Origin of the sequence: Streptomyces lunaelactis (genome assembly GCF_003054555.1) — a bacterium.
GTDB lineage: Bacteria > Actinomycetota > Actinomycetes > Streptomycetales > Streptomycetaceae > Streptomyces > Streptomyces lunaelactis.
Window position 1 is genome coordinate 431,656 of the sequence record NZ_CP026304.1, and the last position, 26,399, is coordinate 458,054.

Annotated in this window: 21 protein-coding genes and 4 pseudogenes; 8 read left to right on the plus strand and 17 right to left on the minus strand. The window is 68.9% G+C overall.

Annotation, left to right across the window (positions count from 1 at the left end; all coding sequences use genetic code 11):
- Nucleotides 1-18: 18 nt before the first annotated feature.
- On the minus strand, nucleotides 19-780 hold the full coding sequence (locus tag SLUN_RS01935; protein ID WP_217505920.1) for an SDR family NAD(P)-dependent oxidoreductase: 762 nt from the start codon (nucleotides 778-780) through the stop codon (nucleotides 19-21).
- Nucleotides 781-1,062: 282 nt separating this feature from the next.
- Here SLUN_RS01935 and SLUN_RS01940 point away from each other — a divergent pair, with 282 nt between their 5' ends.
- The gene (locus SLUN_RS01940; protein WP_257153628.1) at nucleotides 1,063-2,070 is read left to right on the plus strand and encodes a sigma-70 family RNA polymerase sigma factor; all 1,008 of its coding nucleotides are present in this window, start codon (nucleotides 1,063-1,065) and stop codon (nucleotides 2,068-2,070) included.
- A 915-nt stretch (nucleotides 2,071-2,985) separates the two neighbouring features.
- On the opposite strand, the gene SLUN_RS01950 is transcribed toward SLUN_RS01940, so the two are convergent.
- A complete protein-coding gene (locus SLUN_RS01950) occupies nucleotides 2,986-3,615 on the minus strand; it encodes a response regulator transcription factor (RefSeq protein WP_257153629.1) in 630 nt (209 codons plus the stop codon).
- The gene (locus SLUN_RS01955; RefSeq protein ID WP_159100152.1) at nucleotides 3,612-4,742 is read right to left on the minus strand and encodes a sensor histidine kinase; all 1,131 of its coding nucleotides are present in this window, start codon (nucleotides 4,740-4,742) and stop codon (nucleotides 3,612-3,614) included. The genes SLUN_RS01950 and SLUN_RS01955 overlap by 4 nt, the downstream gene beginning before the upstream one ends.
- Nucleotides 4,743-4,903: 161 nt before the next feature.
- On the opposite strand from SLUN_RS01955, the gene SLUN_RS01960 reads away from it, so the two are divergent.
- Complete coding sequence (locus SLUN_RS01960) at nucleotides 4,904-5,473, plus strand: RICIN domain-containing protein (RefSeq protein WP_108146877.1); 570 nt, start codon at nucleotides 4,904-4,906, stop codon at nucleotides 5,471-5,473.
- Nucleotides 5,474-5,717: 244 nt separating this feature from the next.
- Here the strand turns inward: SLUN_RS01960 and SLUN_RS41980 are convergent.
- The 5 genes and pseudogenes from SLUN_RS41980 to SLUN_RS01985 form a co-directional block, all read right to left on the minus strand.
- Nucleotides 5,718-5,933 (minus strand): annotated as a pseudogene (locus SLUN_RS41980) (IS630 family transposase); the annotation flags it as partial.
- A gap of 223 nt (nucleotides 5,934-6,156) precedes the next feature.
- A complete protein-coding gene (locus SLUN_RS01970; protein ID WP_108146878.1) occupies nucleotides 6,157-7,074 on the minus strand; it encodes an RNA polymerase sigma-70 factor in 918 nt (305 codons plus the stop codon).
- Nucleotides 7,071-8,264, minus strand: a complete 1,194-nt coding sequence (locus SLUN_RS01975) for an NAD(P)/FAD-dependent oxidoreductase (RefSeq protein ID WP_108146879.1) — start codon at nucleotides 8,262-8,264, stop codon at nucleotides 7,071-7,073. The genes SLUN_RS01970 and SLUN_RS01975 overlap by 4 nt, the downstream gene beginning before the upstream one ends.
- A 405-nt stretch (nucleotides 8,265-8,669) precedes the next feature.
- The gene (locus SLUN_RS40445; RefSeq protein ID WP_159100153.1) at nucleotides 8,670-8,939 is read right to left on the minus strand and encodes a hypothetical protein; all 270 of its coding nucleotides are present in this window, start codon (nucleotides 8,937-8,939) and stop codon (nucleotides 8,670-8,672) included.
- 361 nt (nucleotides 8,940-9,300) lie between these two features.
- Nucleotides 9,301-9,792, minus strand: a complete 492-nt coding sequence (locus SLUN_RS01985) for a MarR family winged helix-turn-helix transcriptional regulator (protein ID WP_108146881.1) — start codon at nucleotides 9,790-9,792, stop codon at nucleotides 9,301-9,303.
- A gap of 76 nt (nucleotides 9,793-9,868) precedes the next feature.
- Here SLUN_RS01985 and SLUN_RS01990 point away from each other — a divergent pair, with 76 nt between their 5' ends.
- Nucleotides 9,869-10,816, plus strand: a complete 948-nt coding sequence (locus SLUN_RS01990) for a quinone oxidoreductase family protein (protein WP_108146882.1) — start codon at nucleotides 9,869-9,871, stop codon at nucleotides 10,814-10,816.
- A gap of 202 nt (nucleotides 10,817-11,018) precedes the next feature.
- Here SLUN_RS01990 and SLUN_RS01995 read toward each other — a convergent pair whose 3' ends face one another.
- Nucleotides 11,019-11,429, minus strand: a complete 411-nt coding sequence (locus tag SLUN_RS01995) for a Fur family transcriptional regulator (RefSeq protein WP_108146883.1) — start codon at nucleotides 11,427-11,429, stop codon at nucleotides 11,019-11,021.
- 195 nt (nucleotides 11,430-11,624) lie between these two features.
- Here SLUN_RS01995 and SLUN_RS02000 point away from each other — a divergent pair.
- From SLUN_RS02000 to SLUN_RS40745, 4 genes and pseudogenes are all read left to right on the plus strand, one after another.
- Nucleotides 11,625-11,989 (plus strand): annotated as a pseudogene (locus SLUN_RS02000) (Fur family transcriptional regulator).
- Between the two features lie 32 nt (nucleotides 11,990-12,021).
- Entirely contained in the window at nucleotides 12,022-14,253 is a 2,232-nt protein-coding gene (katG, locus tag SLUN_RS02005) for a catalase/peroxidase HPI (protein ID WP_108146884.1), read from the plus strand.
- 268 nt (nucleotides 14,254-14,521) lie between these two features.
- Nucleotides 14,522-14,860, plus strand: coding sequence for a hypothetical protein (locus tag SLUN_RS02010; RefSeq protein ID WP_254708220.1), 339 nt, complete (start codon nucleotides 14,522-14,524; stop codon nucleotides 14,858-14,860).
- A gap of 114 nt (nucleotides 14,861-14,974) precedes the next feature.
- Nucleotides 14,975-15,298, plus strand: a pseudogene (locus tag SLUN_RS40745) (hypothetical protein); the annotation flags it as partial.
- A 6-nt stretch (nucleotides 15,299-15,304) separates the two neighbouring features.
- Here the strand turns inward: SLUN_RS40745 and SLUN_RS02020 are convergent.
- The 7 genes and pseudogenes from SLUN_RS02020 to SLUN_RS02045 all read right to left on the minus strand — a co-directional run bounded on the left by SLUN_RS02020 (nucleotide 15,305) and on the right by SLUN_RS02045 (nucleotide 21,312).
- On the minus strand, nucleotides 15,305-16,282 hold the full coding sequence (locus tag SLUN_RS02020; protein WP_108146885.1) for an urease accessory protein UreD: 978 nt from the start codon (nucleotides 16,280-16,282) through the stop codon (nucleotides 15,305-15,307).
- Complete coding sequence (ureG, locus tag SLUN_RS02025) at nucleotides 16,279-16,974, minus strand: urease accessory protein UreG (protein ID WP_108146886.1); 696 nt, start codon at nucleotides 16,972-16,974, stop codon at nucleotides 16,279-16,281. Before ureG ends, SLUN_RS02020 begins: the two co-directional genes overlap by 4 nt.
- A 48-nt stretch (nucleotides 16,975-17,022) precedes the next feature.
- Entirely contained in the window at nucleotides 17,023-17,697 is a 675-nt protein-coding gene (locus tag SLUN_RS02030; RefSeq protein ID WP_108146887.1) for an urease accessory protein UreF, read from the minus strand.
- Between the two features lie 145 nt (nucleotides 17,698-17,842).
- A complete protein-coding gene (locus SLUN_RS02035; RefSeq protein WP_108146888.1) occupies nucleotides 17,843-19,660 on the minus strand; it encodes an urease subunit alpha in 1,818 nt (605 codons plus the stop codon).
- Complete coding sequence (ureB, locus tag SLUN_RS40750; protein ID WP_257153892.1) at nucleotides 19,653-20,123, minus strand: urease subunit beta; 471 nt, start codon at nucleotides 20,121-20,123, stop codon at nucleotides 19,653-19,655. The genes SLUN_RS02035 and ureB overlap by 8 nt, the downstream gene beginning before the upstream one ends.
- Nucleotides 20,106-20,399, minus strand: a pseudogene (locus SLUN_RS40755) (urease subunit gamma); the annotation flags it as partial. The gene ureB and the pseudogene SLUN_RS40755, both read right to left, overlap by 18 nt.
- Nucleotides 20,400-20,628: 229 nt before the next feature.
- Nucleotides 20,629-21,312: a tyrosine-type recombinase/integrase gene (locus tag SLUN_RS02045; protein WP_257153630.1), complete on the minus strand. Its 684-nt coding sequence runs from the start codon at nucleotides 21,310-21,312 to the stop codon at nucleotides 20,629-20,631.
- Nucleotides 21,313-22,188: 876 nt separating this feature from the next.
- Here SLUN_RS02045 and SLUN_RS02050 point away from each other — a divergent pair.
- On the plus strand, nucleotides 22,189-23,133 hold the full coding sequence (locus SLUN_RS02050; protein ID WP_108146890.1) for a hypothetical protein: 945 nt from the start codon (nucleotides 22,189-22,191) through the stop codon (nucleotides 23,131-23,133).
- A gap of 40 nt (nucleotides 23,134-23,173) precedes the next feature.
- On the opposite strand, the gene SLUN_RS02055 is transcribed toward SLUN_RS02050, so the two are convergent.
- A complete protein-coding gene (locus SLUN_RS02055) occupies nucleotides 23,174-26,398 on the minus strand; it encodes a CHAT domain-containing tetratricopeptide repeat protein (RefSeq protein ID WP_108146891.1) in 3,225 nt (1,074 codons plus the stop codon).
- Nucleotide 26,399 lies beyond the last annotated feature (1 nt).

Here is a 26,399-nt window from a genome sequence, read left to right on the forward strand (position 1 = left end):
CGATCCACACGAGAGGCCCTAGTCATCGAGGCTGCCCATGGTCAGGTTGACGGTAGTTCCCGTCATCCCGCTCGCCTTGTCGGACGCCATGAAGACCGCCATGTTTGCCACCTCATCGAGCGCCATGACCCGTCGCGGGTGGGTCGTGCTCGCGAGGTACTCCTGGAACTGTTCCCAGGTCATGCCCGACGCCTTGGCGTCGAAGACTTCCCTCATCGTGCTTGTCTCCGGCATGCCGTGTGGTCGCAGACCGACCACACGGATGCCCTGAGGTGCGAGCTCGGCGGATAGGTCTCGAGTGAGTGCCTCCTTGGCGGCCTGCGCCGGACCGTACCCTCCGTTCAAGCGGGTGCCCGTCCGCGAGGGGAGTGCGGTGACGGTCATGATCACCCCCGATTTGCTCGGGATCATGCGCCTTGCGGCCAAGCGTGCGGTCAGGAAGTACGACGTAGCGTAGGACGTGATCGGCAGGGAGAACTGCTCGGCATCCAGCTCGGCCAGAGGGACACCCAGAATCCTCGCATTCGGGACGCCGACCGCGTTGAACGAGATATCGACGCGGCCCGCCTGATCCATCACGGACTGCAGATGCCTGTCCACAGCCTGCTCGTCGAGTGCGTCGACCTCGGCCGCCTCGGCGGATCCGCCGGTTGAAACGATGTCCTTGGCGACCGCCTCGACCCGTGCCAGGTGGCGCCCGGTGAGAAAGAGCTTGGCCCCCTCGCGCGCAAAGGCGCGTGCGACAGCGCCGCCGATCGCGCCTCCGGCTCCGTAGACCACCGCAACCTTGTCTTGCACTATCATCTCTGGTTCCTTTCTGTGCCCTGGTGGTCACACCTGCCCACCTCATGAGTGAAGACCGACGGCTGGGACTCATCTGCGCATCGCCGCCGTTTTCGCCATCCGCCGGCGACCGGATCGTCAGAGCCGTCGATGATTCAGACACCGCGACGTCGGGAAAGTGGGCGCCCGCCAACCGCCCAGTTCGCCCCTCGGCCGGTGTCCATATCAGGATGGAAGTGCGACAAGCTGCGGGAAGAAGGTGACGTGATGGTGAGGGTCGTGACAGCCGACCTGATCTCAAGGGCGCGGGCCGGGGACGGCGACGCGTTCCGAGCGCTGACCGAGCCGCACCGCCGGGAGCTACAGGTGCACTGCTACCGGATGCTCGGATCCTTCCAGGACGCCGAGGACGCCCTCCAGGACACGATGCTGGCCGCCTGGCAGGGTCTCGAGGGGTTCGAGGGACGTGCCTCGGTCCGCACCTGGCTCTACCGGATCGCCACCAACCGGTGCCTCAACGCGCTTCGCTCGGCCGGCCGACGACCCGCCAAGGAGTGGGACATCCCCGGGGTTGAACCGCCCGAGCCGACCCGGCTCGGCGAAGTCGTATGGCTCGAGCCATATCCCGACGCCCTCCTCGAGGGTGCGATCGACGTGCCGCTCGGCCCCGAGGCCCGCTACGAGCAGACCGAAGCCATCTCCCTTGCCTTCGTGACCGCTCTTCAGGTCCTGCCGCCTCGCCAGCTCGCCGTCCTCATCTTGCGCGCCGTCCTCGGATTCCACGCGAACGAGGTGGCCGAGATGCTGGACTCGACCGTCGAATCGGTCAACAGCGCCCTCAAACGGGCGCGCGCCAGCCTGCAGCGCGGCCGGCCGCCGGCCGCCGACCGCGAACGGCCTCCCGCCTGCGACTCACCCTCTGAGGATGCGATCGTGGCGAAGTTCGTGAGCGCGTACGAGACCGGGGACGTCGACGGTCTGGTCGCCCTGCTCACCGCCGACGTCTCCATCTCCATGCCGCCGTTCCCGTTCGAATACCAGGGCCGGGATGTCGTGGCCCGCTTCTGCGCCAGCATCTTCGACTCGGGCCGGAGGTTCGACCTCGTGCCGACGCGAGCCAACGGTCAGCCGGCGTTCGGTGCCTACCTGCGCGCCCCTACCGGCATCCACCAAGGGATCGGCCTCATCGTCATCACCCTCACCGGCGACCGGATCTGCGCCATGACCCGCTTCGACAACAGCGTGCTCCCATGGTTCGGGCTACCGCGATCGCTCCCGAGCCGATAGGCAGATTCCGAGCGGTGGATGTGCGCGGCAGCGAAACCCACACCGGCGGATGTGCCGGTCCAGCTACCAACGTCCAATGTGCTGTTTCGGTGTGAAGACCTGCGGCGACCTATCCGGAACCGTCAGCTCGAGGGCGTCGAGATCCAGCCCCTGACACGGCACCTGGCCCGCGGCCGACCAGCGACCCGACCCAGGCGCCGACCCCTCGAATGCGCCTCATGACCCGACCCGGCCGGGCATCCCTTCTGCCTGACCAGAGGCTGAGGTCAAGAACACCGCTCGCAGTCGCGTTAAGGGCTCCCGTTGCTTCGACGCGGGCGTCAGTCCACTCGGCGGACTCCCGTGCAGGCGAGGACGACGCTGACGGCCGGGGGCGCTGCCGTCCTTGCCGGTTACCGCGTCGAAGAGCCTGGCCGTCACCGGACACGACCATGACGAGATCGTGCGCGCTGTCGGGGTGGACGGCGAAGCCGATGCCGAGCAGGCCGCCGATAGGTGTCCTGCGGTCGAGCACCGGCTGCCACGGCTCCGGGGCCGGCATGACGGGCGCGGCTATGTAGCGCTCGCGCAGCTTCTGCTGGTACTCCGTGATCAACTCGTCTCCTGGTGCGATTCGCGTCGAGGGAAGCGTCCGCGCCAAGTCGACTCGGGTCGAATCCAATCGCCGTCGGCACTGACGCAGCCCCTGACAGGAATGAGTGTTCGACGTCGCAGGCCCCTGTGCCTTCGAGCGGTATGTGGCCGGTCACGTCACCGAACCTGCAGGCAGACCGGAGGCGACGATTCACGGTTGGCCGGCTTGTCGACCGTAAATGTCCACCCGGACCTGGTCCAAGATCAGCCCCACACTAACGACCACGGAAGCAGTTGCCCCCCACGGGCCTGGGCAGCGGTCGCCTCCCCAGGGCACCGGGCTCAGCCGTCCGGCGCCCACCCGTCCTCGCGTACCCGCAGCGCCAGGTCGATCTTCGTGTAGGTCGGGCGGCCCGCCTGCTGGTACTTGTCCTTGACCCGGTCCAGGTAGTACTTGGCCGTGTGCGGGCTGACCCCGGCGCGCCGTGCCGTGGCCTTGAGCGTCAGGCCGGAGGCGTAACCGAGCAGCACCTCCAGCTCCTTCGGCGACAGGCTAGGGCGCGCGGGAGCGTCGTCGTACGCCCAGGCGAACGCCAGCTCCGCCGAGTGCGCCGTGCCGCCCCCGGCCACTTCCTCGACGGCATTCACCAATGTCGGCAGATCGTGGTCCTTGGTCAGATAGCCGTCCGCTCCCGCCGCGACGGCCGCGATGATCCGCCGACGGTCGGCCACCGCGCTGATGACCAGCACTCTGCTGCCCGCTTCCCGCAGCCGCCGGATGTTCTCGGCGGGCAGGGACGCGTCCCGCAGCACCAGGTCCAGCAGGACTACGTCGCAGAGCGGGCCGGCGGCGATGAGTCCGTCCACCGTGTCGGCCGTAGCCGTCAGACGGATGCCCGTCGCGTTGTCCAGCCACGCCCGAAGTCCGTCGAGCAGCATCCGGTCGTCGTCGACCACCGCGACGGTGATCACGCGGGCCAGCTCAGTTCGATCCGGGTCCCCTCGCCGCACGCGCTGTCGACCTCGGCCGCGCCGCCGGCCTCGCGCATCCGCGCACGCACCGAGCAGCGCAGGCCGAGCCCCTTGGCGACATCCTCGAGGTAGAAGCCGACACCCTGGTCGACGACGGTCACCACGACCCGGTCGCGCCCGTCCTCCCGTGCAGCCGTCACGTAGGCGTGGCCCGTACCCGCGTGGCGCAGGACGTTGTTCAACGCCTCCGTCACCGCGTCCGCAAGGGCCGCGGCGGCATGCGCCGGTATCTCCGGCAGACCGTGGTACTGGGCGCTCACCCGCAGCCCGAGGCTCTCAGCCGACCGCACCGCGCCCTCCAGCGCCGCCGCGGTCCCCGGCGCGGGCTCCCCGTCGGCATGCTGCTGGACCAGCCGCCGCAGATACGCGGCCTCACTGGCGCAACGTTCCCGCACCAGCGGCGCGTTGGCGTCGACCCGGCCGCTCGCGATCGTGGTCAGCGTCGCCAGCACCGTGTCGTGCAACGCCCGGTGATGAGCGATCCGCTCCACGTATCGGGCCCGTTGGGACTCGGCCGCCAGCGCCTGCGCAGTCGCGGCGTCGAGCAGGCTGCCCTGGCGGCGCAGATACCACCAGAAGACGCCGGCCAGCACGGCCGACGCGACGACCGAATTGAGGTTCCCCGCGATCACAGCCATGTCCGCACCAGTCAGCCGGTACCCGGCCGCATGCGTCAACGCCAGCGCCGCTACCACGCCATACACCGCCGCCCGCCTGGTGAACGCCACCGCCGCCACCGAGCTCGCTGACCCGCCCAGCAGCATCACCCACGCCATGTCCGCCGGGTGCCGCGCACCGCCCGCGAAGACGACGAACGGCATCACGCACCCCACGGCCACCGTGTCGGCCACCGGCGGCCATGTGCCGAACCACCCCCGCGACCGGGCTGTGCCGAAGACCAGCAGGCTGGTCACAAGAACCACCCCCAGTGCCGCCCACGCGACCGGCCGCCCACGCTGGTGCTGCGCGACCGCGACAATCCCGGCCACCAGATGGCTGGCCCGGTACAGGCCCGTCGCCAGAATCATGAACGCCTGGGCCCGTTGGAGCCCCGATCCCACACTCACGACACGCCTTCCCCGCTCACACAACCCCCCTGAACCGGCGGTACAGCCGCACGCCAGAGACCACTAGCTTTCGGGGCAGTCCGGCACCGGACACGACGAGCAATCAAACCACCGCGTCAGGTCACGGTGCCCGCCGGAATCCAGGCAAAGAAGGAGGCAAAATGGCTCGAAGTGTGAACCGCGTCGGGATCCTCGCGGTCCTGGCATCGCTGCTCGTTCTGCTGATCCCCGGCACGGCCAACGCGGCCGACCCGCCGATCCGTTACACGTCGTGGATCAACAACGCCGCGATCTACGAGATGCGCGCCTCGTACTCGTGGCAGTGCATGGATGTACGCGGTGAATCCCAGAACCCGGGTGCGATCATCCAGCGGTTCGACTGCAAGGGCCGACTGCACCAGCGGTTCTATTTCATGCCCTCGGGCACTCCGGGTCTCTTCCTCATCGGCGTCTACGGCACGTACTGCATCGGCGCCCAGAACGCGTCGACCGCCGACAACACCCCGATCGTGCTGGGCCACTGCCAGGGACCGGGCCAGCACTTCCGCTGGGTCGACCGCGGCAACGATCACTGGGAGATCGTCGAGGCAGCGAGCGGCAAGTGCCTCCACGACACCGGCCGGCGCAACCCGGTCGAACTCCGCCCGTGCGGCAACATCACCGAGCCGTACCCGAGCCTGTGGACGCCCCGCTACGACCGTCAGTACAACTACACCAGCGTCTGGGGCTGAGCCGCCGCGTCGGGGAGGTGAGGGGCCGGGCCGGAGCGCATCCTGCCCGGCCCCCCGCCGATGTCACCAAGCCCCCCACGCCAGCGCTCTGACCGCATAGGTTCACCGGGTTGACGCTGACGAGGCAGGTGCCGGTTGGATGTTGGCGCCATCCAATCCAGTACGGGGAGGTGGCGGAGCCGGACAAGGTCAGGAGACTGACCGGCCAGCAGGGCCAGCAGTTACAGCGGATCGTACGTCGGGGGTTCAGCCAGGAGGAGTTCGTCGGGGTGTAGGCGATCTCGACGTTGTTCGCCGCGGCCCAGGAGCCGACCCGCTGGCAGCGTTTCGTGGTCAGGTGCGGGGAGAAGTTGTCGCAGACGATCGCGATGCGGGTGTTGGGCGGGTAGAGGGTGCGCAGGTAGCGGCAGAACTCCGGGAACTGCGTCCGTCTCTTGACCGGCTTGATGTGGCCGTGAAGCCACAGCATCCGGACGGCGCGTCACATCACAACAGGCAAACGTTGCCTGATCCGGCACTAGCTACGAACCCTACACAGACCCCATCCTGCCCACCGGTGGTTTCACCGGCCCACCCGAGGACGCCCTCGACTGCGCCGGCCAAGCTCCACCTGGGCCGTGCTGGGGATGCCACACCCGGGCGCTCACGGGGATTCCGGAGGGCTTCGACAATGATCGGGCAACTCAGGAGAGTTCGTACCGAGTGCCGTCGGCGACGGCGTGGAGCTTGTCCGGGTTGGCCACGTTGTGGATGGTCGAGATGCGGCCTTCCGGGTCGAAGTCGAAGGTCAGCGTGGCGACCACGCGGCCCGGGCCGCGGAAGACCACGCCCGGGCCGGCGTTGATCCAGGTGAGTTCTGCCCGCATCTGCCCGGGCTCGATGCCCTGGTAGGTCACGGTGCCGAGCGCGGCGAACCAACGGGCCACGGTCTCCAGGCCGACGACCGGCTTGAGGGCCTGGCGGACCTTGCCGCCGCCATCGGTCCACAGCGTCACGTCCGGGGAGAGCAGCTCCATGAGGGTGTTGATGTCGCCGCCCGTCGCCGCCGCGAAAAAGCGCTCGGTGACGTCGCGTTGGCGGGCGCGGTCCGCGGTGAAACGGGGCCGGCGGGCCTGGACGTGCTCCCGGGCGCGGTGCGCGGCCTGCCGGACCGCTGTCTCCGAGCGTTCCACCGCCTCCGCGATCTCCGCGTAGCTGAAGGCGAAGACCTCCTTCAGCACGAAGACCGCGCGCTCCAGGGGGCTCAGCGTCTCCAGGACGACCAGCAGGGCCATGGAGACCGAGTCCGCCGTGGCGACGCCGTCGGCGGTGTCCGGGCTGGTGAGGATCGGCTCGGGGAGCCACGGTCCGACGTAGGTCTCGCGCTGGTGGCGGGTCGAACGAAGCCGTTCCATCGCCAGGTTGGAGACGATCCGGGTCAGATAGGCCTTGGGGTCGGCGACCTGGGAACGGTCGGCCGCCGACCACTTGAGCCAGGCGTCCTGGACCACGTCCTCGGCGTCGGCGGCGGTGCCGAGGAGGCGGTAGGCGACGGAGAAGAGCAGGGTGCGGTACTGCTGGAAGGCGAGCTGGTCGGGGCCGGCCTGCTGTGGCTGGGTCACTTGGCGCTCCGGATCCGGGTGTAGCGGCCGCCGTGCGGCCAGAACGCGCCCGAGGCGGGCATCTTCTTCATGCGGGCGAAGGTCGGCCACGGCGCGGCGGTGACCGTCTCCTTGTACTTCGCGGCCCGCTTGCCGGTCAGCATGAGCCGGCGCGGGCTGTCGTCGGGGTGGGTGAACTGCACGACGGCGTCGTTCCGGCCCAGGCTGACGGGTGTGTGGTAGTAGCCGAAGCGGAAGGGCTTGGGCTCCTTGCCGGCCAGCACCCGCAGGATCGAGAGGGCCGCGTGCACTCCGGTGGGCATGCCGCCCTGGCAGGTCCCGTGCATCACGCCGTAGCCCTGACGGATCGCCGCCGCGTCGCCCACGGCGTAGACATCCGGGTGGGAGACCGAGCGCAGCGCACTGTCGGTGACCACACGGCCGCGCTCGTCGACGGTCAGGCCCGCGGTGGCAGCCAGCGGCGAGACGCGGGTGCCGCTGGTCCACAGCACCGCGGCCGCCGGGACGCCGGAGCCGTCCGCGAACTCGACGCTGTCCGGCAACACCTTGGCCACCTCGACGCCGCTGCGCACCCGCACGCCGAGCCGGGCGAGCGCCGCGTCCAGGTAGGCTTTGGCCTTCGGGTGCATGCTCGCGCCCGGCTCCTGCCGGCCCAGCAGCACCACCTGGAGCTCCGGGTGCCGCTCGGCGATCTCCGCGGCGGCCTCGACGCCGGTGAGGCCGCCGCCGCCGACCACGACGGTCCCGCCGTCGAGCCGGGTCAGCCGGTCGGCGAAAAGGGCGGCGTCCTCCGGGCTGTTGAGGGTGTAGGCGTGGTCGTCCACGCCGGGGACGGCGACGGTGTCCGCGATGCTGCCCAGGCCGTAGACCAGGGTGTCGTAGCGCAGGACCCGGTCGTCGTCGATCCGGACGGTCTTCGCCTCGGCGTCCACGGCTGTGACCCAGCCGCGGACGAAGGCGGCGCCGGTGCCGTCCAGCAGCTCCGGGATGTTCATCTCGGCCGTCTCCTGGCCGGTGGCGGTCATGTGCAGTCGGAGCCGCTCGGTGAAGTTGACGTAGGGGTTGACCAGCGTCACTCGCAGGTTCCCACGCTTCCTGGTGCGGGCCGCGAGCTGGATCGCGGCGGAGAGCCCGGCGTAGCCGGCTCCCAGGACCAGGACCTCGTGCTGCTGCGCTGCTGTCGTGTTCATCGCTCTGTTGTCTCTTTCGTGTCGGTCGTTCCCGCTGTGCGGACGACCACCAGACGCAAGCTGCCCTTCCGTTCGTGACATGGGTCCGATATGACCCGCGTCACATCGCGAAGAGAGAGCGGGCGCGCGCGGCATTCAGCACCCCGAGCACCGCGACGCGCAGCATTCAATCATGATCGACTGGCTCCGCACAGGAGCTGACGGAACAACAGGATCCGCAGGTCCGGGGCAGGTCTTGGTGCTTCCACGCCGCCCGCGAGCACGACCGCCTCTCACCACTTGATCGCGAGCATCACTCGAAACGAACCGGAAACCCAAATCACCGATCCTCATCACCTCGACACCTGAGCGGCGGCGCCCACGACCGGCTCCGGTGTCAACCACCGGAAGTCCTCCGGCGGTTGATCAAGCAGCCAGCGCGACGGAGGATTCTTCTTGTCGTTCGGCGAGTGTGTTTCGGTCGAGGCGGGCCAGCAGATCGTCCAGGTCGGAGGTGGTGAACTTCCACTGGAACGGCTGTGCCGTGGCGTTGTAGCGGTCTTCGAATGCTCGGAGCCGGTTCCGGACCTGGGTCAGGTGGGTGAAGTCGTTGGGTGAGACGACCTTGCACTGGACGATCGAGAAGAAGATCTCCACCTGGTTCAGCCAGGAGGCGTGGACAAAGGTGTGGACCATGACCGCGTTCGGAAACGCCGTGGCCAGGCGGTCGATGGCCCTCCTCCCTCGGTGGGAGGAGCCGTTGTCGACGACCCAGTAGACACGGGTACTCGTGGTTGACGCGCATTGCCCGGGCCTGTCCTGGCGCCAGGGTCGGATGGCAGCGGCAGCGGGCCCGGATGGAGGTCTTCTCGCCGCTGGAGATGACGTACTCGTCGTTGGGGTCTTGTGGCCGTAGGCCATCTTGTTCAGGCGGTGGCGCTCGGCGACGGTCAGCATCACGGGTACGGCAGAACAGGCAGGCATCGCAGGCGGATGACTGAATCTTCCAGAGCGGGTACGCACTTATGGGGCTCCCGCGCGCGCGGCGGCCGCGGGCTCAGGTAGCCGGCGGGGCTGTCGCGTGGCGCGTCTGCTGGATCAGGACGGTGGTGGCGCGCTCCAGAAGTTCGCAGAGTGCGGCGTGTTCGGAGGGCGTGAACGCGTCGGTGAGCGCGCGCTCAAGGATGATCACCTCCTGGTAGGCGCGGTCCAGCAGCACCTGCCCCTCATCCGTGAGGGTGGCGATCTGCACCTTGGCATGCACCGGGGACGTCTCGCGGCGGATGAGGTCCTTGGTCTCCATGTTGGTCAGCACGCTGCTCATGCTCTGCTGCGTCACCCCGCAGGAGCGGGCCAGTTGGGCGCCGGACATGCCGCCTTCGCGGGAGAGGGCCAACAGCACGGTGTACTGCGTCATGGTCAGCCCATAGGTACGCAGTACTGCCTCGTGGTGCGCCATCAACGCCTGCTCCGACCGCCTGATCCGGGTGCAGAGGTCGTTCTCGATCGGGGCTTCCACCGCGCGCTCCCACTCCACTGACAGGTTCATGGGTTGACTCAGGAACCTTACATTGCCTACCGTTCTCGACTGTAAGGATACTGAGTCAACGCAGGGGGCTGTAATCATGAAGGCTGTCGTTCTCGACACCGACGACCACTACCGGATCACCGAACTCGATGAGCCCACCCCCGGCCCCGGCCAAGTGGCGATCCGTGTGGCCTACGCCGGGATCCAGTGGGGCGACACCCTGGTCAGGGACGGCCACTTCGCTGTACCGCGTCCCTTCGTCCCGGGGTTCGAGGCATCCGGGCACATCGTCGCGGTCGGCGCGGGTATCGACGCACGCCGTGTCAGTGAGGCCGTCACCGCGCTGACCACCTCAGGCGCCTACGCCGAGGTGGTCCTGGCACCCGCCACGCTCACGTTGAGCATCGGCAGCATGCCGCTGAGGACAGCCGCAGGTCTCGGGTGGGGCGCACCGACCGCCTACGACCTGATCAACACCGCCGCGCACGTGCGGCCCGGCGAAAGCGTGCTGATCCACGCCGCCGCCGGCTCCGTCGGCACGCTCGCCGCCCAGTTCGCCCGACTGGCCGGAGCAGGCCGGATCGTCGGTGTGGTCAGCACTACCGACAGGGCCGACTACGCCGCGCAGTTCGGATACGACCAGCTCCTGCTCCGCGAGGAGTTCCCGGCCAAGCTCGACGGCGAGAAGCCCGACGTCATCCTCGACCCGGTCGGCGGCTCGACCCGCACCGCCGGCCTCGAACAGCTCGCAGCACACGGCCGACTGGTGGCATACGGCAACCTCGCCACATACGAACCCGTCCTCGCCAACGCCAACGACCTCCTCATGTTCGGCAAGTCACTCCTGACCTACAACAGCAACCTGCTCAGCCAGACCCACCCCGAGCGGCTCACCGACAGTGCCCGCCGCGCACTCGGCCTCGTCGCCGACGGCAAGGTCCGCATGGACATCACCACCGAGTACGCCCTCGAAGACCTGGCCATGGCCGTGCAGCGCCTCGCCGAGGGCACAACCCATGGCAAAAGCATCCTTCGCGTCGCCTGACAACACGCAGAAAACGCCGACCACGAGACGACTCCCGCGATGAACCCCGCCAGGACGGGAAGGGATCACCTCGGACGCGGGAGCGACCCCGTATGACCCCTCATCAGCGCTGGGCAGCGGCCTTGGCCGCTGCCCAGCCTGCCGTGCCCCACACAGCCACACCAATCGCGTCAAGCTCCGAAGGACTTTCGGAGTTGACCGCTTAGGCGCAGGACGGGCACAGCCCGCGGTAGGTGACCTCGACCTCGGACACCGTGAATCCGAACCGCTCCTCCGCCGGGAGGTCGGTCAGCGGATTGCCGGTCGGGTGGACATCGCGGATGGTGCCGCAGTTGGAGCACACCAGGTGCTGGTGCGGGTGGTGTGCGTTGGGGTCGTAGCGCTTGGCGCGGCCGTGGGTGGGGACCTCTATGACCTCACCGAGGGTGACCAGCTCGCCCAGGGTGTTGTAGACGGTCGCCCGGGAGATCTCGGGCAGCCGCTGTGCCGCGCGGGCGTGCACCTCGTCGGCCGTGAGATGCACGTGGTCGCCGTCGAGGACCTCCGCAACGACACGCCGCTGGGAGGTCATCCGCCAGCCACGCCCTCGCAGTCGCTCCAGCAGGTCACTCATATCGGTTCACCTATTCAGGTTCGGTGGGATGCCCGGAGTTTACCCGTGGACGTCCGGGTTCCGATTGGATATGGGCTTGGCGGGCTTATTGACTTGGACTCTGTCCATTGTAGGATCGGTTCCGGCGATAGCCAAGGGACAGGAAGACTCCAGTACGGCAGGAGACAGTGACGTGACGGGACCACCGCCGAGGCGCTGCGCGCTGCCGGCCTGCGGGTGACGGCTGCACGCGTCGCGCTGCTCGAGACCGTCCGGGACGGTGACCACCTCGACATCGAGGCGATCGCCTCCCGGGTGCGCGATCGCGTTGGCCATATCTCCCTTCAGGTCGTGTGTGAAGCCCTCCACGCGCTCACCGCGGCGGGACTCGTACGCCGCATCGAACCGGCCGGCAGCCCGGCCCGGTTCGAGGGACGCGTCGTGTCGTCACTGACGTCGACTGCGCGGTCGGCGAGCCCCCTGCCTGACCGCGTCCGACGGCCAAGGCTTCTCGATCGACGAGGCCTACCGTCATCAACCGGGGCCTGTGCCCCGACTGTTCCACCGCCCGCAGTTCCTGAGCACGTGATCCGCCTGGTCCGGAAGGATTCCCATGTCTGAGAACCATGATGCAATCGTCGTAGACGCGAAGACGGAGGGCGGAGGTGGCTGCCCGGTCGCGCACGGACGCGCCGCGCACCCGACCCAGGGCGGCGGAAACCGCCAGTGGTGGCCGGAGCGGCTCAACCTGAAGATCCTCGCCAAGAACCCCGCCGTGGCCAACCCCCTCGGCGAGGAGTTCGACTACGCCGAGGCGTTCAAGACCCTCGACCTCCCGGCAGTGAAGCAGGACATCGCGGAGGTTCTGACGACCTCGCAGGACTGGTGGCCCGCCGACTTCGGCCACTACGGCCCGTTCATGATCCGGATGGCCTGGCACAGCGCGGGCACCTACCGGATCAGCGACGGCCGCGGCGGCGCCGGGGCCGGCCAGCAGCGCTTCGCCCCCCTCAACAGCTGGCCGGACAACGGGAACCTGGACAAGGCCCGCCGCCTGCTGTGGCCGGTCAAGAAGAAGTATGGCCAGAGCCTCTCGTGGGCCGACCTCATGATCCTCACCGGCAACGTCGCCCTGGAGCAGATGGGCTTCGAGACCTTCGGCTTCGGCGGCGGTCGTGCGGACGTCTGGGAGCCCGACGAGGATGTCTACTGGGGTCCCGAGACCACCTGGCTCGACGACGAGCGCTACACCGGTGACCGGGAGCTGGAGAACCCCCTCGGCGCGGTCCAGATGGGTCTCATCTACGTCAACCCCGAGGGTCCCAACGGCAATCCGGACCCGATCGCCGCGGCCCGCGACATCCGCGAGACGTTCCGCCGCATGGCGATGAACGACGAGGAGACGGTCGCCCTGATCGCGGGCGGCCACACCTTCGGCAAGACCCACGGCGCGGGCCCGGCGGAGAGCGTCGGCGACGACCCCGAGGCCGCCCCGATCGAGGCGCAGGGCCTCGGCTGGGCGAACTCCTTCGGCACCGGCAAGGGCGGCGACGCCATCACCAGCGGCCTCGAGGGCATCTGGACGAACACCCCGATCACCTGGGACAACAGCTTCTTCGAGATCCTGTTCGGCTACGAGTGGGAGCAGTTCAAGAGCCCCGCGGGCGCGCACCAGTGGCGGCCGAAGGACGGCGCCGGTGCGGGCACCGTCCCCGACGCCCACGATGCGTCGAGGACTCACGCCCCGACGATGCTGACGACCGACCTGTCGCTCCGGTTCGACCCGGCGTACGAGCAGATCTCGCGTCGCTTCAAGGACAACCCCGCCGAGTTCGCGGACGCGTTCGCCCGCGCCTGGTTCAAGCTGACCCACCGCGACATGGGCCCGATCGTGCGCTACCTCGGCCCGGAGGTCCCCTCGGAGACGCTGCTGTGGCAGGACCCGCTGCCCGCGGTGACCCACGAGCTCGTCGACGCCGCGGACATCGCCTCGCTCAAGAGCCAGATCCTCGCGTCGGACCTGACGGTGTCCCAGCTCGTGTCCACGGCGTGGGCGTCGGCCTCGTCCTTCCGCGGCAGCGACAAGCGCGGCGGCGCCAACGGTGCGCGCATCCGCCTGCAGCCGCAGAGCGGGTGGGAGGTCAACGAGCCCGACGAGCTGGTTTCTGTCCTTGGCACCCTGGAGGGCATCAAGGAGTCCTTCAACTCCGCCCAGAGCGGCGGGAAGCAGATCTCGCTCGCCGACCTGATCGTGCTCGCCGGCGCTGCCGCCGTCGAGCAGGCCGCCAAGGACGCCGACTTCCACATCCAGGTCCCCTTCACGCCGGGCCGCGTGGACGCGTCGCAGGAGCAGACGGACGTGGAGTCGTTCGCCGCGCTCGAGCCGACCGCCGACGGGTTCCGCAACTACCTCGGGAAAGGCAACCGGCTGCCGGCCGAGTACCTGCTGACCGACCGGGCGAACCTGCTGAACCTGAGCGCCCCCGAGATGACGGTCCTCGTCGGCGGCCTCCGCGTCCTGGGCGCGAACTCCCAGCAGTCGCCGCTCGGCGTCCTCACCACGACCCCCGGGTCTCTGACCAACGATTTCTTCGCCAACCTGCTCGACCTGGGCACGACGTGGAAGGCGACGTCCGAGGACGCGAACACGTTCGAGGGGCGCGACGCCGCCACGGGCGAGGTCAAGTGGACCGGCAGCCGTGCCGACCTCGTCTTCGGGTCGAACTCCGAGCTGCGCGCGCTCGCGGAGGTCTACGCGAGCGATGACGCGAAGGAGAAGTTCGTGAACGACTTCGTCGCAGCGTGGGACAAGGTCATGAACCTCGACCGGTTCGACCTCGTCTGATCATGACGTCCAGGTCGGCCCGCGTCGGCCGACCTGGACGTCTTCAGCCCGAAGATCTCGACATCGTCCGCCTCCAGCGCGACGTCGAGAGGTCGCCATCGATGGAGCGGGCGAACCGGTGAGCGTGCCCAACTGAATGTGGTGGGCCGGGAGGTTGGTGACGCCGGCGAGCGGCGGACCGGTGTGCCGACTGCTGGTGCCGTGCCGCATCCGGCAACGTTCGCCCTGTTGTGATGACGTGCCGTCCGGGTGCTGTGCCGGACGGCACGTGGCCCTGCGGTTGCTGCTCGCTGCCCCTTACCTGCTGTTCGCGAGCGGCCCGCCCGTCCTGGTCGTCGCAGCGGCAGTGTTCGTTGCCAGTGTCGGGTTCGTGGCCACACTGCCCCTGCAGGAACAGCTTCTCGCGCTGACCCCTGATCCAGTCCGCGGCCAGGTCCAGGGTGTTGAGTCCGCCGGCCGGATGACGTGGCAGAGCATCGGTGCCGCGATCGCCGGTGGCGTCGCCCAGCAGCTCACCCCCAGCACCACGATCACCGCCATCGCCGCAGTCTCCGTTGCCATCACCGTTGTCTCCCGGGATGACAGCGTCCGCTGCCAGGGCGAGTAACTCCGGTACCTGCCAGGCCCAGCCCTCGCCGATCGATGCGTTTCGCGGTGCGCCGGGGTGAGATCCGGGCGGCCGACTGCGGTGAAGGCCGTGCCGGACATGCTGGGCTTCCACTCCGACCGCATCCACCGTCACCGGCTCAACCGGGGCGGAGACCGGCAGGCCAACTCCACCCTGCACCGGATCGTGATCTGCCGTCTGCGCTGGAACCCGCGCACCCGTGACTACATGGCCCGCCGTACCGCCGAAGGCATGTCGAAGAAGGAGATAACGGGCTGCCTAAAGCGCTACGTGGCCCGTGAGATCCACCGCGTTTCGACCGCCCTCAGCAGCCGACCGGCCGTCCCCGAAGGCTGCACGGCCGCCTGCTTGACATCCATAACAGCATCCCCGGGCTGGAGGACGAGATGGAGCCGCACTCGTAGCCTTCACTGCTGATGGCGATCACCTCGGTGACCATATCCGCGGCGCGGCTGGAGAGGCGTTCCCTTCGGCGTGTGCGAGGGCAGTGTCGAGGAGGTCGCGCAGGCGGGCGGGGGTCGAAGCGACGGCCGTAACAAGGAGGGCGCTGCTGTCGGCGAGCGGGGCCAGCACGGCAGAGCCCGCCTCAGGGTCGTCGCCGAGGTAAACCGGTTCGCGAAGGACTGTCATGTCCGGTCGGACGACGAGGAGTTGGCCGCAGGCGCGGTGATTCCCCAGGACGGCGGGGCCGTCCCAGGCGGGGGCGGGGCCGCCGTAGGCGGTGTGCTGGTCGAGCAGGAGCCGGCCGGCGCGGCGGACGGTCAGGCGGGTGGTGAGGTGCCCGGGGGGCTCCGCCGTGCGGCCGAGTAGTTGTTCCTCTCGCAGCACCAGTCGGGCGGTGGAGGCGAGTTCGACGGTGTACGTCTGGTGCAGGGTGCTGCCGCGGGTGCTGATCAGTGGCTGGGGCAGCCAGATCAAGGACGCGTCCTTGCCTGCCGTGAGCCGTACGTCGTAGGTGGCGGGGTCGGTCGTGGAGCCGCGCAGGGCGATGGTGGCGGCGGACGTGGTGACGTCCAGGCGGGCCCGCGTGTCGGCCGTGATGTCGAGTGCGAGGCGGTCCCCGCCCAGTGGCGCGCTCATCGCGCCGAGCACGTTGACGCGTGCCCGTTCGTCGTGGCACCGCAGGCGCCTCAAGTGAAAGGGACCGTCGCTGTGGAGCAACGGGAGTGTGGTCGTACGGCCGTTGTGCTCCGCGCGGATCCGGGCCGTCGCGTGTACGCCGCTGGGGTGGGGAACGGATTCCTCGCTCGCCCCCGCCCCGGCGGATCGCGGACTGTCGTGCCCGGCGTCGTGGTGCTCGGTGCCGGTGGGGCGCACTCTTCCGGGTGCGGCCCTCTGGACGGGACCGGTCGCTTCCCGTCCTGGTCCTGGCAGGGGTGCGGAGTCGGTGGTGCGGGTCATGCGGCTGCTCCGGTCCGCCAGGCTGCCAGGCGCCTGCTGACCCAGTCGGCGACTGGGCGGATCCCGTCGGGCTGAGTGAGGCTGGTGAAGGCGACGGGCAGGTCTCCGCGCTGGCGTCGTGCGTCGGATGCCATGGTGTCCAGGTCGGCGCCGACGTACGGTGCCAGGTCGGTCTTGTTGACGACAAGGAGGTCGGCGGTGGTGATGCCTGGCCCGCCCTTGCGGGGGATGTCGTCACCGCTGGCCACGTCGATCACGAACACCTGGGCGTCGACGAGACCGCGCGAGAACGTGGCGGTGAGGTTGTCGCCGCCGGACTCGATGAGCACCAGGTCCACAGCCCGCAGTGTCTCCTCCAGTTGTTCCACCGCTTCGAGGTTGGCGGAGATGTCGTCGCGGATCGCGGTGTGCGGGCAGGCCCCGGTCTCCACGGCGGTGATCCGTTCGGGCGGCAGCACGGCCTCGCGCAGCAGGAACTCGGCGTCCTCACGGGTGTAGATGTCGTTGGTGACCACGGCAATGGACAGCTCGTCGCGCAGCGCGCGGCACAGCGCGGCCACGGTGGCGGTCTTGCCGGAGCCGACCGGCCCGCCGAGTCCGATGCGCAGAGCGCGGCGGCTGCTGTCGCCCCGCAGAGGCTCGGCGCTGTAGGTGTGGCGGTGGGGCGTGATCACGGGGTGGTCGAGGTGCACGTCAACTCCAGTTCGGCATCAGGTGGTTCAGGGCCGGCATGACCGGTTTCAGGAAGCGAAGAGGCGGACCGTCCAGGCGGCGTGCTGTTCGCCGGTGAGGTCGAGTAGCGGCGCTGAGGCGGCCGGGAGGGCATCGATGCCGAGGCCGGTGAGACGGCCCGCGGCGGTGACAGCGGCGTCGGCCACGTCGTCCATTTCGGGGGCCAGTCGCGCCAGCAGCGCGGTCGCGTCGAACGGGTCGAGACTGAGCAGCCGTACTGCGGCGGTCGCCGGGCAGCTGATGCTTTCGTACGCGGCGGCCTGTGCGGCGTCCAGCGGGGTCAGGCCCGCCGCGCGGGCGGCGACTCCCAGGACGACGGGCTGGTGCACGCCCTGCGGCCGGTCGCGGGCGAGCCGGTCCAGGTCGGCCGAGGGCCAGGTAACGCGGGCCGCGCGCAGCATTTGCCGGCCGAGCCGACGTGCGACCTTCCGCAGTGCGGGCATGGGGGTACGGGCGTCGGCGGCCTCGTCCAGGACGAGGGCGTCGTGGCCGTCGGCCGCGGCGGCGGCGAGGCCGGCGGCGGTGAGTCCAGCTGTGTGCAGCCGCCCACGGCAGAACGCCCCCAGGCTTACGGTGTCGTGCACGGCGCCGGAGGCCACCGCCGCCTCCACGCCACCGGAATGGGCGTGCCCGCCGGCGGGGAAACGACCGTCGGCCAGCACGATCAGGGCTGCACGGGTCATGGTGGGAGCGGCCCGCCTTTCTGGGAGCAGAGCGAGGAACGGGTACGGGAAGCGCCGGGCGTCCGGGACAGTGCCACTGCCCGGATTCCGGGAGCCTCCCCGGCCACGCGTCACGGGGCGGCCGGGGAGGCGATCCACAGTTCGGTCAGAACAGGAAGTACCGCTGGGCCATGGGCAGTTCGGTCGCGTAGGTGCGGCCCACCGCGTGCCCGTCGATCTTCGTTCGCACGTCGGAGGTGACGGCGCCGCCGATGTTGACGTCGAAGGTGTCGGGATCGACTGCGATCTCCGGCAGGCCGCTGTTGAGCTTCATGTCGGCTTTCGTCACCTGCCGGGTGTTCTTGATTTGCGCCAGGGGTTTGACGAGTCCCAGGTCGCCCAGGTCGCCGTTCAGGGCCAGCTCCGGCACGAAGTTGAAGGAGTTGGCTTGCGTGGAGCGGCCGCAGGAGCCCCACACCGGGCGCGGCAGGAACGGCTGCGGTGTCGGGATCGACGCGTTGGCGTCACCAACCTGCGCGTACGCGATCTGGCCGCCCTTGATGACCATGTGCGGCTTCACCCCGAAGAACTTGGGCTCCCACAGCACCAGGTCGGCGAGTTTGCCCTGCTCGACGGACCCGACCTTGCCGGCGATGCCGTGTGTGATGGCCGGGTTGATGGTGTACTTCGCGATGTACCGCCGGACACGGAAGTTGTCCGCCTCCTGGGTGTCCTCGTCGAGGTGTCCGTAGCGGTCCTTCATCACGTGCGCGGTCTGCCACGTCCGCATGATCATTTCGCCGATGCGGCCCATGGCCTGGGCGTCGGAGGACATCATCGAGATGGCACCCATGTCGTGCAGGAGGTCCTCGGCGGCCATCGTGGAGGGGCGGATCCGGGAGTCGGCGAACGCCATGTCCGCCTCGATCTCTGGGTTGAGATGGTGGCAGACGATCATCATGTCGACGTGTTCCTTGACGGTGTTGACCGTCAGGGGGCGGGTCGGGTTGGTCGAGGCGGGCAGCACATTCGGCAGGCCGACCAGGCTGATCATGTCGGGTGCGTGGCCGCCACCGGCGCCCTCGACGTGGAAGACATGGAGGCTGCGGTACTTCTTCTCGCGCCGCCGCGCCGACTTCGGGTCCATGGTCGCCGCGAGGGTGTTCTGTACAAAGCCGGCCTCGTTCAGCGAGTCGGCATGCAGGGCGACCTGGACACCGGTGCTGTCGCACACCGCCAGGGCCGCGTCGATCACGGCGGGTGTCGCGCCCCAGTCCTCGTGAATCTTGAAGCCCAGGACGCCAGCCCTGACCTGGTCGGTCAGTGCGTCCTTGTTGACCGTGCTGCCCTTGCCGAGCAGCCCGATGTTGACCGGGTACTGGTCGAGCGCCTCGAACATGCGGTGGATGTGCCACTTTCCCGGCGTCACCGTGGTGGCCGTGCTGCCCTCGGCAGGCCCCGTGCCGCCGCCGATCAGCGTGGTCACGCCGGCCGCGAGCGCCTCGTGAATCTGGCCCGGGCACAGAAAGTGCACGTGTGTGTCGACGCCGCCCGCGGTGAGGATCCGACCGTTGCCGGAAATGACCTCCGTCTCGGGTCCGACGACGAAGTTCGATGCACGGCTGTCGTCGAACGTCTGCTCGTCCATGGTCTCGGGGTTGTACGCCTTGCCGATCGCGGCGATCTCGCCGTCGCGCAGCCCGACGTCGGCCTTCACGATGCCCCAGTGGTCGACGATGAGTGCGCCGGTGATCACGGTGTCGACCGGCTTGTGCCGGCTGTCGCGTGCGTAGTGCGACTGCCCCATCGACTCGCGGATCACCTTGCCGCCACCGAAGATCATTTCGTTGCCGCTGCGGCCGGGCCCGCCGGCCCAGTCCGCCTCGATCCTGATGACGAGGCCGGTGTCGGCGAGCCGCACCCTGTCGTCCGCCGTCGGGCCGTACAGGTCGGCGTACTTCTCACGCGTCAGTGCCTCAGCCATCGAGTTCTCCGTTCCCGGCCTTGATCTGCAGTCCCTTCACTTTCCGCTGCCCCTTGATCCGCACGAGCTCCACACACCGCTCGTCACCGGGCTCGAATCGCTCCGACGTGCCGGAGGGAATGTTCAGCCGCATCCCGCGGGCCTGTTCACGGTCGAAGACCAGCCCCGGCTTGGCCTCGTCACCGGACCCGTGCCCCGCGTTCGCCTCGGCGAAGTGGAAGTGAGAGCCGACCTGAATCGGCCGGTCCGACAGATTGCGCACCCACAGCCGAGTGACCGGCTCGCCGTCGTTGAAGCTCACCAGGTGCGGCTGCTCGACCACCGGCAGGGCACTCACCGGCGCCTCACGATGCTCCGGGCACTTCTCCTCAGGGTGCGGCTCGGGCTCGGCTACGAACTCGAACTTGCCGGGGTGCACGGCCACTTCCTCGTCCGGCTCGTCGAAGGGATCGTGGATCGTCACCAGCTTCGTGCCGTCTGGGAACGTCGCCTCGACCTGGACATTGTTGATCATCTCCGGGACGCCGTGCATGACCTCGCTGCGCTTGAGGACATGCCGGCCCGATTCCATGACGGAGTCGACTGTGGCTCCGGCTCGAGCCTCCTCATACACGTGCGCCGTCAACAGCGCAATGACCTCGGGATAGTTGAGCAACAGCCCGCGATCACGGCGCCGTCGGGCGACGTCTGCCGCCACATGGATCAGCAGCCGTTCCTGCTCGTGCGGAGTCAGGTGCATGCCGTCCCCTTTCCTGCTCGTCGCATCGACACAGTGCGGCGAGGCTCACGAGAACAGCAGGATGGTGGGCCACACTCCGCAACGTGATCACCGATCGCAACGAGCAACGGACACGGAAGGAGCGGCCCATACCCACCAAGAGGTGAAATCGAAGCGCGCCGCGCAAAGATCGAGCGCGGGTCTACGCCTTGCTGGACGCCCCCTTGCGCCCCCAGTGAGAGGGCATCCACTAAGATCGTTTAGCCGTGCTCACCTGCCTTGGCGCACCTCGACGATGGGCAGCATGGTGACAGTGGCGGGCAGGCTGAGCTCCCGCGGCGTGGGGCCTGCGGGCGTGGGGATGTCGGTAAGCCGGGCTCCGCCTCACCACCTTCGACCACGTCCACAGGCCCAGCGGCTGGGCGAAGTTGTGCCGCGACTCGGCCAGGAAGAGCCCACCACGCGCCCGGCTGACTGTGGCCCGGTGCACCAGGTACTGCGACAGCAGGAACCTGGTCGCCGCCGAGTAGAGTACGACTCGTTCCCGGCGGCTCTTGGTGGTCTCCGCCCGCACCCGCACCAGCCGCCGCCCCGGGTCCAGGTCGTCGGTACGCAGCGAGCACAAATCCTCCCGGCGCAGGGCCGCATCGTAGGCCAAGGCCGGCATCAGCCGGGTGCGCACCGGCTCAGCGGCGGCTATCGCCAGCACGGCCCGCCACTCCTCGTCGTTGGGGATCCAGGGAAGCTTCACCAGCCTCCGCACCAGCCCACGCTGCCGCCCGCCGCCACGGGCCCCAGGCGTGTAGCGTCCCCGGCCGACGGGATTGTCCTGGCGCAGCCCCTCCTCGACCAGGAAGTCGTAGAACAACCGCACCGACACCAGACGCTGCTGGAGCGTCGCGTTCGACAACCCGGCACCCGAGTCCAGAGCCACGACGTTTGCGCCCCGACGGCTCGGCCGCGAGCCCAACTCCCATATATACAAGGCGACATGAGTTCGCGTGGCCCCGCACCGGGTCCACGCTCTCCCGCTCGCACAACTCGAGGTACTCCGCCAGCCCCCGGGCGTAGGCATCGATCGTCCTCGACGCCCGTCCCAAGTCCTGCCACACCTGCAGCCAGGCCGCCGCCTGCTCGTGTCGACCGAGTATCGGCCACCTCTCCCTCAGCTCGACCATCTGGTACCGCTGATCCCTTCAGTCCGTGGGTCCCCGTACGAGGCCGCCAGCCTCGCAAGTGATTCCACGTAACTTCTAAATCGTCACACCAAGCGGCCGAGCCCGAAGCCGAACCTCAGCAATCCCGCTCCGAGACAGGGAGGCAGGTGCGAGACTGACATCTCGGCGAACATGGGGAAGTGCGGCGCCATGACCGCCGTGCGGGTAGTGGGGGGAACGTGAGGTTTGACCGAGCAACCGAGGAAGCCGCCAAGGAAGTCCTTCCACTGCTCCCCGGACTCGTCGGCGCGGACGCTCCTCGGATCGCCTCGGAAATCAATCGCGCACTCTCCGCATCGAGCTATCACGCGAACAGCGGCGCCCTGAATCAGACGCTGCGCGCCGACGCCCGCGTCTGGGCCTGGGTCGAGCAGCGACTCGATCAGGGCAGCGACCGAAACATCTCGCCAGGTGGCAGCGGATACCAGGCACTCCTCGGAGACTCGACCAGTGGTACGCGCGCCACCAAGTTCGTTTGCCGGACCCAGAGTTGCTCCCAACCCGACACCTGGTTGCGTAGCTTCGTCGGGGAACCGGTGCCGCGATGCTCCGGGTGCACACGCCTCCTCAGCCGCGAAACGGGGTGAGCATACGTGCCGGCCTTCTGGAGTGCGGCCGCCGGGAAGCTGGTTGAGCGGTGGGTCGCCACGGGTCTCGCCGCAGCGGTGTTCTGGCTCATCCTTGTAATGGCCTGGGCCGCCGGGCGGCCCCGCCCCAGGCAGGCGCTGGCCGGACGGCTGGACTCGGTGGGAGCGATGCGTATCGGCGAACAGATCGCGCTACTGCTGGTGGTTCTGGTCGTTCTCTCCGGATCCGGTCTGCTTATGCGGCAGTTGACGCTTCCGGCGCTGCGTTTGCTGGAGGGCTATTGGCCTGGGTTCCTGTCACCTCTGAGCGGCCGGCTTCGCTTACGACACGTGAGGCGCCGTGCGGCGGCCTCCGCCGCGTGGAATCCACTGCACGCTCGCTTGACCGGGGACCCGTCTGCAGCGGGGCAGCCGCCTCTCAGCGCGGAGGAGCGCCGGCGCTACGCGCGGCTGGAAGCGGGACTGCGCTGGAGTCCTCGCGAGCCGGAGCTGATGATGCCGACGCGTGCCGGGAACATCCTGCGTGCCGCGGAGGCCGAGCCGCTGCACAAGTACGGTCTGGACGCCGTGCTGCTCTGGCCCCATCTGTGGACGCTGCTGCCCGAGTCCTTCCAGCAGAATCTCGCCGCTGCCCGGCAGCGGTTGGACAACGCCGTAGCCGCGGGGCTGTGGTCATTGCTGGTGCTGCCCGCCGTGTACTGGACCCCCTGGGCCCTGCTGGCCCTCTTGGCCGTGAACTACGCCTGGCGCTGGTCGCTGCCACGTGCTTGCCTGGACTACGCGATCTTGTTGCAGGCGGCCTTCGATCTGCACCGTCAGCAGCTCTACCGCGCGCTGCGCCAGCCGCTGCCGGTCAACGCCGCGGTAGAACGGGAGGCTGGCCTTCGCTTGACGGCCTACGTGTACCGCGGGTCCGACGAACCCACCATGGTGTTCGAATCCGGCACCTGAGCTTGCAACCGTATCCCGGTTCGATGGCAGCAGGGGTGGGCTACGGTCCGAAGTGCACAAAGGGTGCCCACAGGTACGGCTCTGGATGCGACCTGCGGACCTCGCGCATCGCCTCGTGAAGAGCGGACGCGGGATCGAACGCTCTGCCGCGCCGGGCCGCCGCCTGATAGAACTCGGCGGACACGGCCGCGGCGACGCCGTCCCGCACCGTCCACTGTGTTGCGATGACGTGCGGGAAACCCACGGACTGCAGCAGTCCGGCGACATGCGCGTGCTCGTCCGCCAGCGTGAGCTGACCCACCGCTGTCCGGCAGGCCGAGAGGAAGGCGAGCTGCGCCTTGTCCAGGCGCAGTTGACCGAGGTCCGACAGGTCGATCCGCCGGCCGCCGCCGCAGTAGTCATGAGGCAGCAGGTGTGCGCTGTCGGCGACCTCGACGTTCTGCACTCCGTGACCGGCGAAGTGGAACCAGGAGTGCTGCTGAATCGCGACGAGGATCCGCTCCTTCGTCGCCTCCGCACCGAGGAGAAAGGTACTGCCTGGGTGATGTCCGCGGATCTTACTCATCTCGTGTGGCACCTGCGGAAGTTCGGGCGTGCCCGGGGTCTGCGGTGCCGCGACGAGAAGGTCGCCGTCCTCGGGGGCTCTGACGACCGCCGCGCGACCGGCAGCGACTCCCAAGGTGCGCAGGGTGGGGGTGTACGAGGACACGACACGGTCCAGCGCGCCGTCCCCGGCTGACCCGTCGTACAGCGAACGGTGCTCTCCCGCCGCGTGCAGGGGTAGGAAGGACATCATCCCGGTCGGGCACCACCAGACCCTCGGCCATGGCATGCCGTTGGCAGGGGGCCCGGTCAGCCCCAAGGAATCGAGCACCGGCCGCACGGTGGAGTGCCACAGCCAGCGCAGAACGCCAGGTACCGCCACTCGATGTGCCTTGTACCGTTCCTCCGGCCGGCATCCGGGATCCTGTGCCCGCTGCACGGCCCATAGGAACGTGGCAGCCTGGCGGATCAGAGTTGCGTGGCTGAGCCTCGGCAGGGGGACAACGGTCACAGCTCCGCCAGACACGAGCAGCGCATCGCAGCGGTGTCTACTCACATTGACGATGGCAATGGTGCGCCCGCCCGTGGCGAGAAGTCCGCCCGTGCCGGCCGACGCAGGCCGGGCATCAGCAGGCAGCAGCAACCCCCGGCCCCGCTCCAGCAGTTCGACCGCGCGCACCGGGTCTCCCGCACCGATGGCGCAGGCGGCGGCATGGGAGGCGAGGCCGAAGAAGGTACCAAGACCATGTTCCTGGGCGGATCGGCCCTGGGAGGCCGTGACGGCATCGGTGAGCAGGTCGAGCCCTTCGGCATACGCCCGCTGAGCCTGCGCCCATTCGTCGACGTCGGCGAACAGGCCGCCAAGCTGGACGGCGGCGGAGACACGGCTGTAGACCGGGCAACCACCGCGGGCGTCCATGACTGAGCGCAGCAGCGCGACGGCTTCGGCGTCCGGGCCTCGCCGGCCGCTGGGCGCGGAGCGCAGAGAGAGGCAGCGAGCCAGGGCACAGACCACGGTGGGGTAGGAGTGCTGGCCAGGCATGCGATCTCGCTGTGCGGTGCGCAGCAGTTCCTCGGCCTCCTGCAGCGACCGGTCCCCATCCGGCACGGCCTCATGTTCGTCCAGCAGACTCAACGCCAGGTTGAGCGCCGCCAGTTGGTGGGCCTGGTCATCCTTCGCCGTGGAACTGAGGATGTCCCTGAAGATCCGCTGTGCGGTGTACTGCCCGTCCTTCCGGTCCTCTTCGCGCTGCCGGCGCGCCAGCGTGCCGAGGTTGTTGAGCGCGAGAAGGCTGTCAGGACCGGGCGGCAGAGTCTGCAAGGCTTCTTTCATTGCGGTCATGGCCTCGGCGTGCATCTGGTTCCGCCGCGCTGCTGCGACGACGAGTGCGGCCTGCTGCATCAGACCGTTGCCGAGATGCAGCAGTGCCAAGGCCCGCATCCGGCTTCCAGGCGGGGACTGCTCCTCCGCCTGCCGCAGCCGCTCAACGCCGGAGTCCAGGTCTCTTGGGTCACCGGTCGTGTCATAGCACCTGACCAGGATGCGCCCCAGGGTGTCCAGCAAGGCGGGGTTGGCCGTGCCGCCTTCGGCGGAGGAGTCGACGGCACACCGGGCGTGGTCAAGGGCAGCGCGCAGGCAGCTTTCGTCACCGAAGGTTCGGTGGCGTTCGTACAGGGCATCGGCCAGGTCGCCCAAGTACGCGGTGCGGGCAGAGTGCCCCGGCGGCAGCACGCCGACGGCCGCAGCCAGGGCACGCTCCGCGGCGTCGTGGTCGGCCAGGTCGCCCGTGCGCTGGGCACGGAGCATGAGCAGCCGACCGTGACACGCGAGCGCCGAGTGCCGGTCGTCTTCCTCCGGGATCCCGGTCACGGCGTTGGACGCGGAGCGGATCGCCTCGTCCAGTACGACCGGGTCGTGGGTGTACACGTACCAGTCGCTCAGCACGCTGGCGGCCATCGCATGGACAGGCAGTGCGGCCGGGTTGTCCGGTAACACCGTGCGAACGGCCTCCCTGCACAAGTCAGCTGCCTCCCCCAGCAGTCCGAACTCGCCTCCCGCCGATGTGCGGGAGCGCAGCACATCGGCGCGCTGGGTCAATAGCCGAGGGCGCTGGGAGTCGCCTCCCACGATCAGACGCAACGCCTCTGAGCTGGCCTGTTCAGCGGCATCCAGATCCCGCAGGTCCCCAGTCGCCTCGTATCGGTCGAGGCAGGCGGAGCAGAGATTGTGGGCATGCATGTGGCCGGTCAAGTCCCCTGCGGGCGTCGCCTCGACCGCATCCTTGAGAACCGCGACCGCACGTTCCAGCCGCCACATCTGCGTCGGCTCGAAGGCGTACCGGCGGCGCAGCGCACGGCCCAGCAGCCCGAGGACCTCGTGTCTCCTGGCGCTGCCTTCCGGCCATGTCTCGGCTGCATCGGTGAGCATGCCGATCGCCCGGTCGAGCATGAGGGGGTCCCCAGACGTCTCGCTGCCCTCCAGCAGGTGCTCGGCCTCGACCACCGTCTGCGACAGGCGGTGGATGGGGTGGCCAGGGCCGGCCTGTCCGAGGGCGATCAACTGAGCCACATGCGGGGGCAGTTCCCTCGGAAGTACCCCAGCAACCTTGCCGAACAGAGCGAAGGCCAGCTGCGCGTCCTCGCCCGCGATCTCACCGACGGCAAGTGCCCGGTACTGATAGAGCCAGGCCACAGCTGCGACGGCCTCGGGTGTGGGCTGCACG

Bases quoted from the DNA above. Each gene is read 5' to 3' on its own strand.
- SLUN_RS01990 (WP_108146882.1), top strand. From the start codon at position 9,869: ATGAAGGCTGTCGTTCTCGACACCGACGACCACTACCGGATCACCGAA.
- SLUN_RS02020 (WP_108146885.1), bottom strand. From the start codon at position 16,282: ATGACCCGCACCACCGACTCCGCACCCCTGCCAGGACCAGGACGGGAA.
- SLUN_RS01985 (WP_108146881.1), bottom strand. From the start codon at position 9,792: ATGAACCTGTCAGTGGAGTGGGAGCGCGCGGTGGAAGCCCCGATCGAG.
- SLUN_RS01975 (WP_108146879.1), bottom strand. From the start codon at position 8,264: ATGAACACGACAGCAGCGCAGCAGCACGAGGTCCTGGTCCTGGGAGCC.
- SLUN_RS02035 (WP_108146888.1), bottom strand. From the start codon at position 19,660: ATGGCTGAGGCACTGACGCGTGAGAAGTACGCCGACCTGTACGGCCCG.
- SLUN_RS01995 (WP_108146883.1), bottom strand. From the start codon at position 11,429: ATGAGTGACCTGCTGGAGCGACTGCGAGGGCGTGGCTGGCGGATGACC.
- katG (WP_108146884.1), top strand. From the start codon at position 12,022: ATGTCTGAGAACCATGATGCAATCGTCGTAGACGCGAAGACGGAGGGC.
- SLUN_RS02030 (WP_108146887.1), bottom strand. From the start codon at position 17,697: ATGACCCGTGCAGCCCTGATCGTGCTGGCCGACGGTCGTTTCCCCGCC.
- SLUN_RS01960 (WP_108146877.1), top strand. From the start codon at position 4,904: ATGGCTCGAAGTGTGAACCGCGTCGGGATCCTCGCGGTCCTGGCATCG.
- SLUN_RS40445 (WP_159100153.1), bottom strand. From the start codon at position 8,939: ATGGTCCACACCTTTGTCCACGCCTCCTGGCTGAACCAGGTGGAGATC.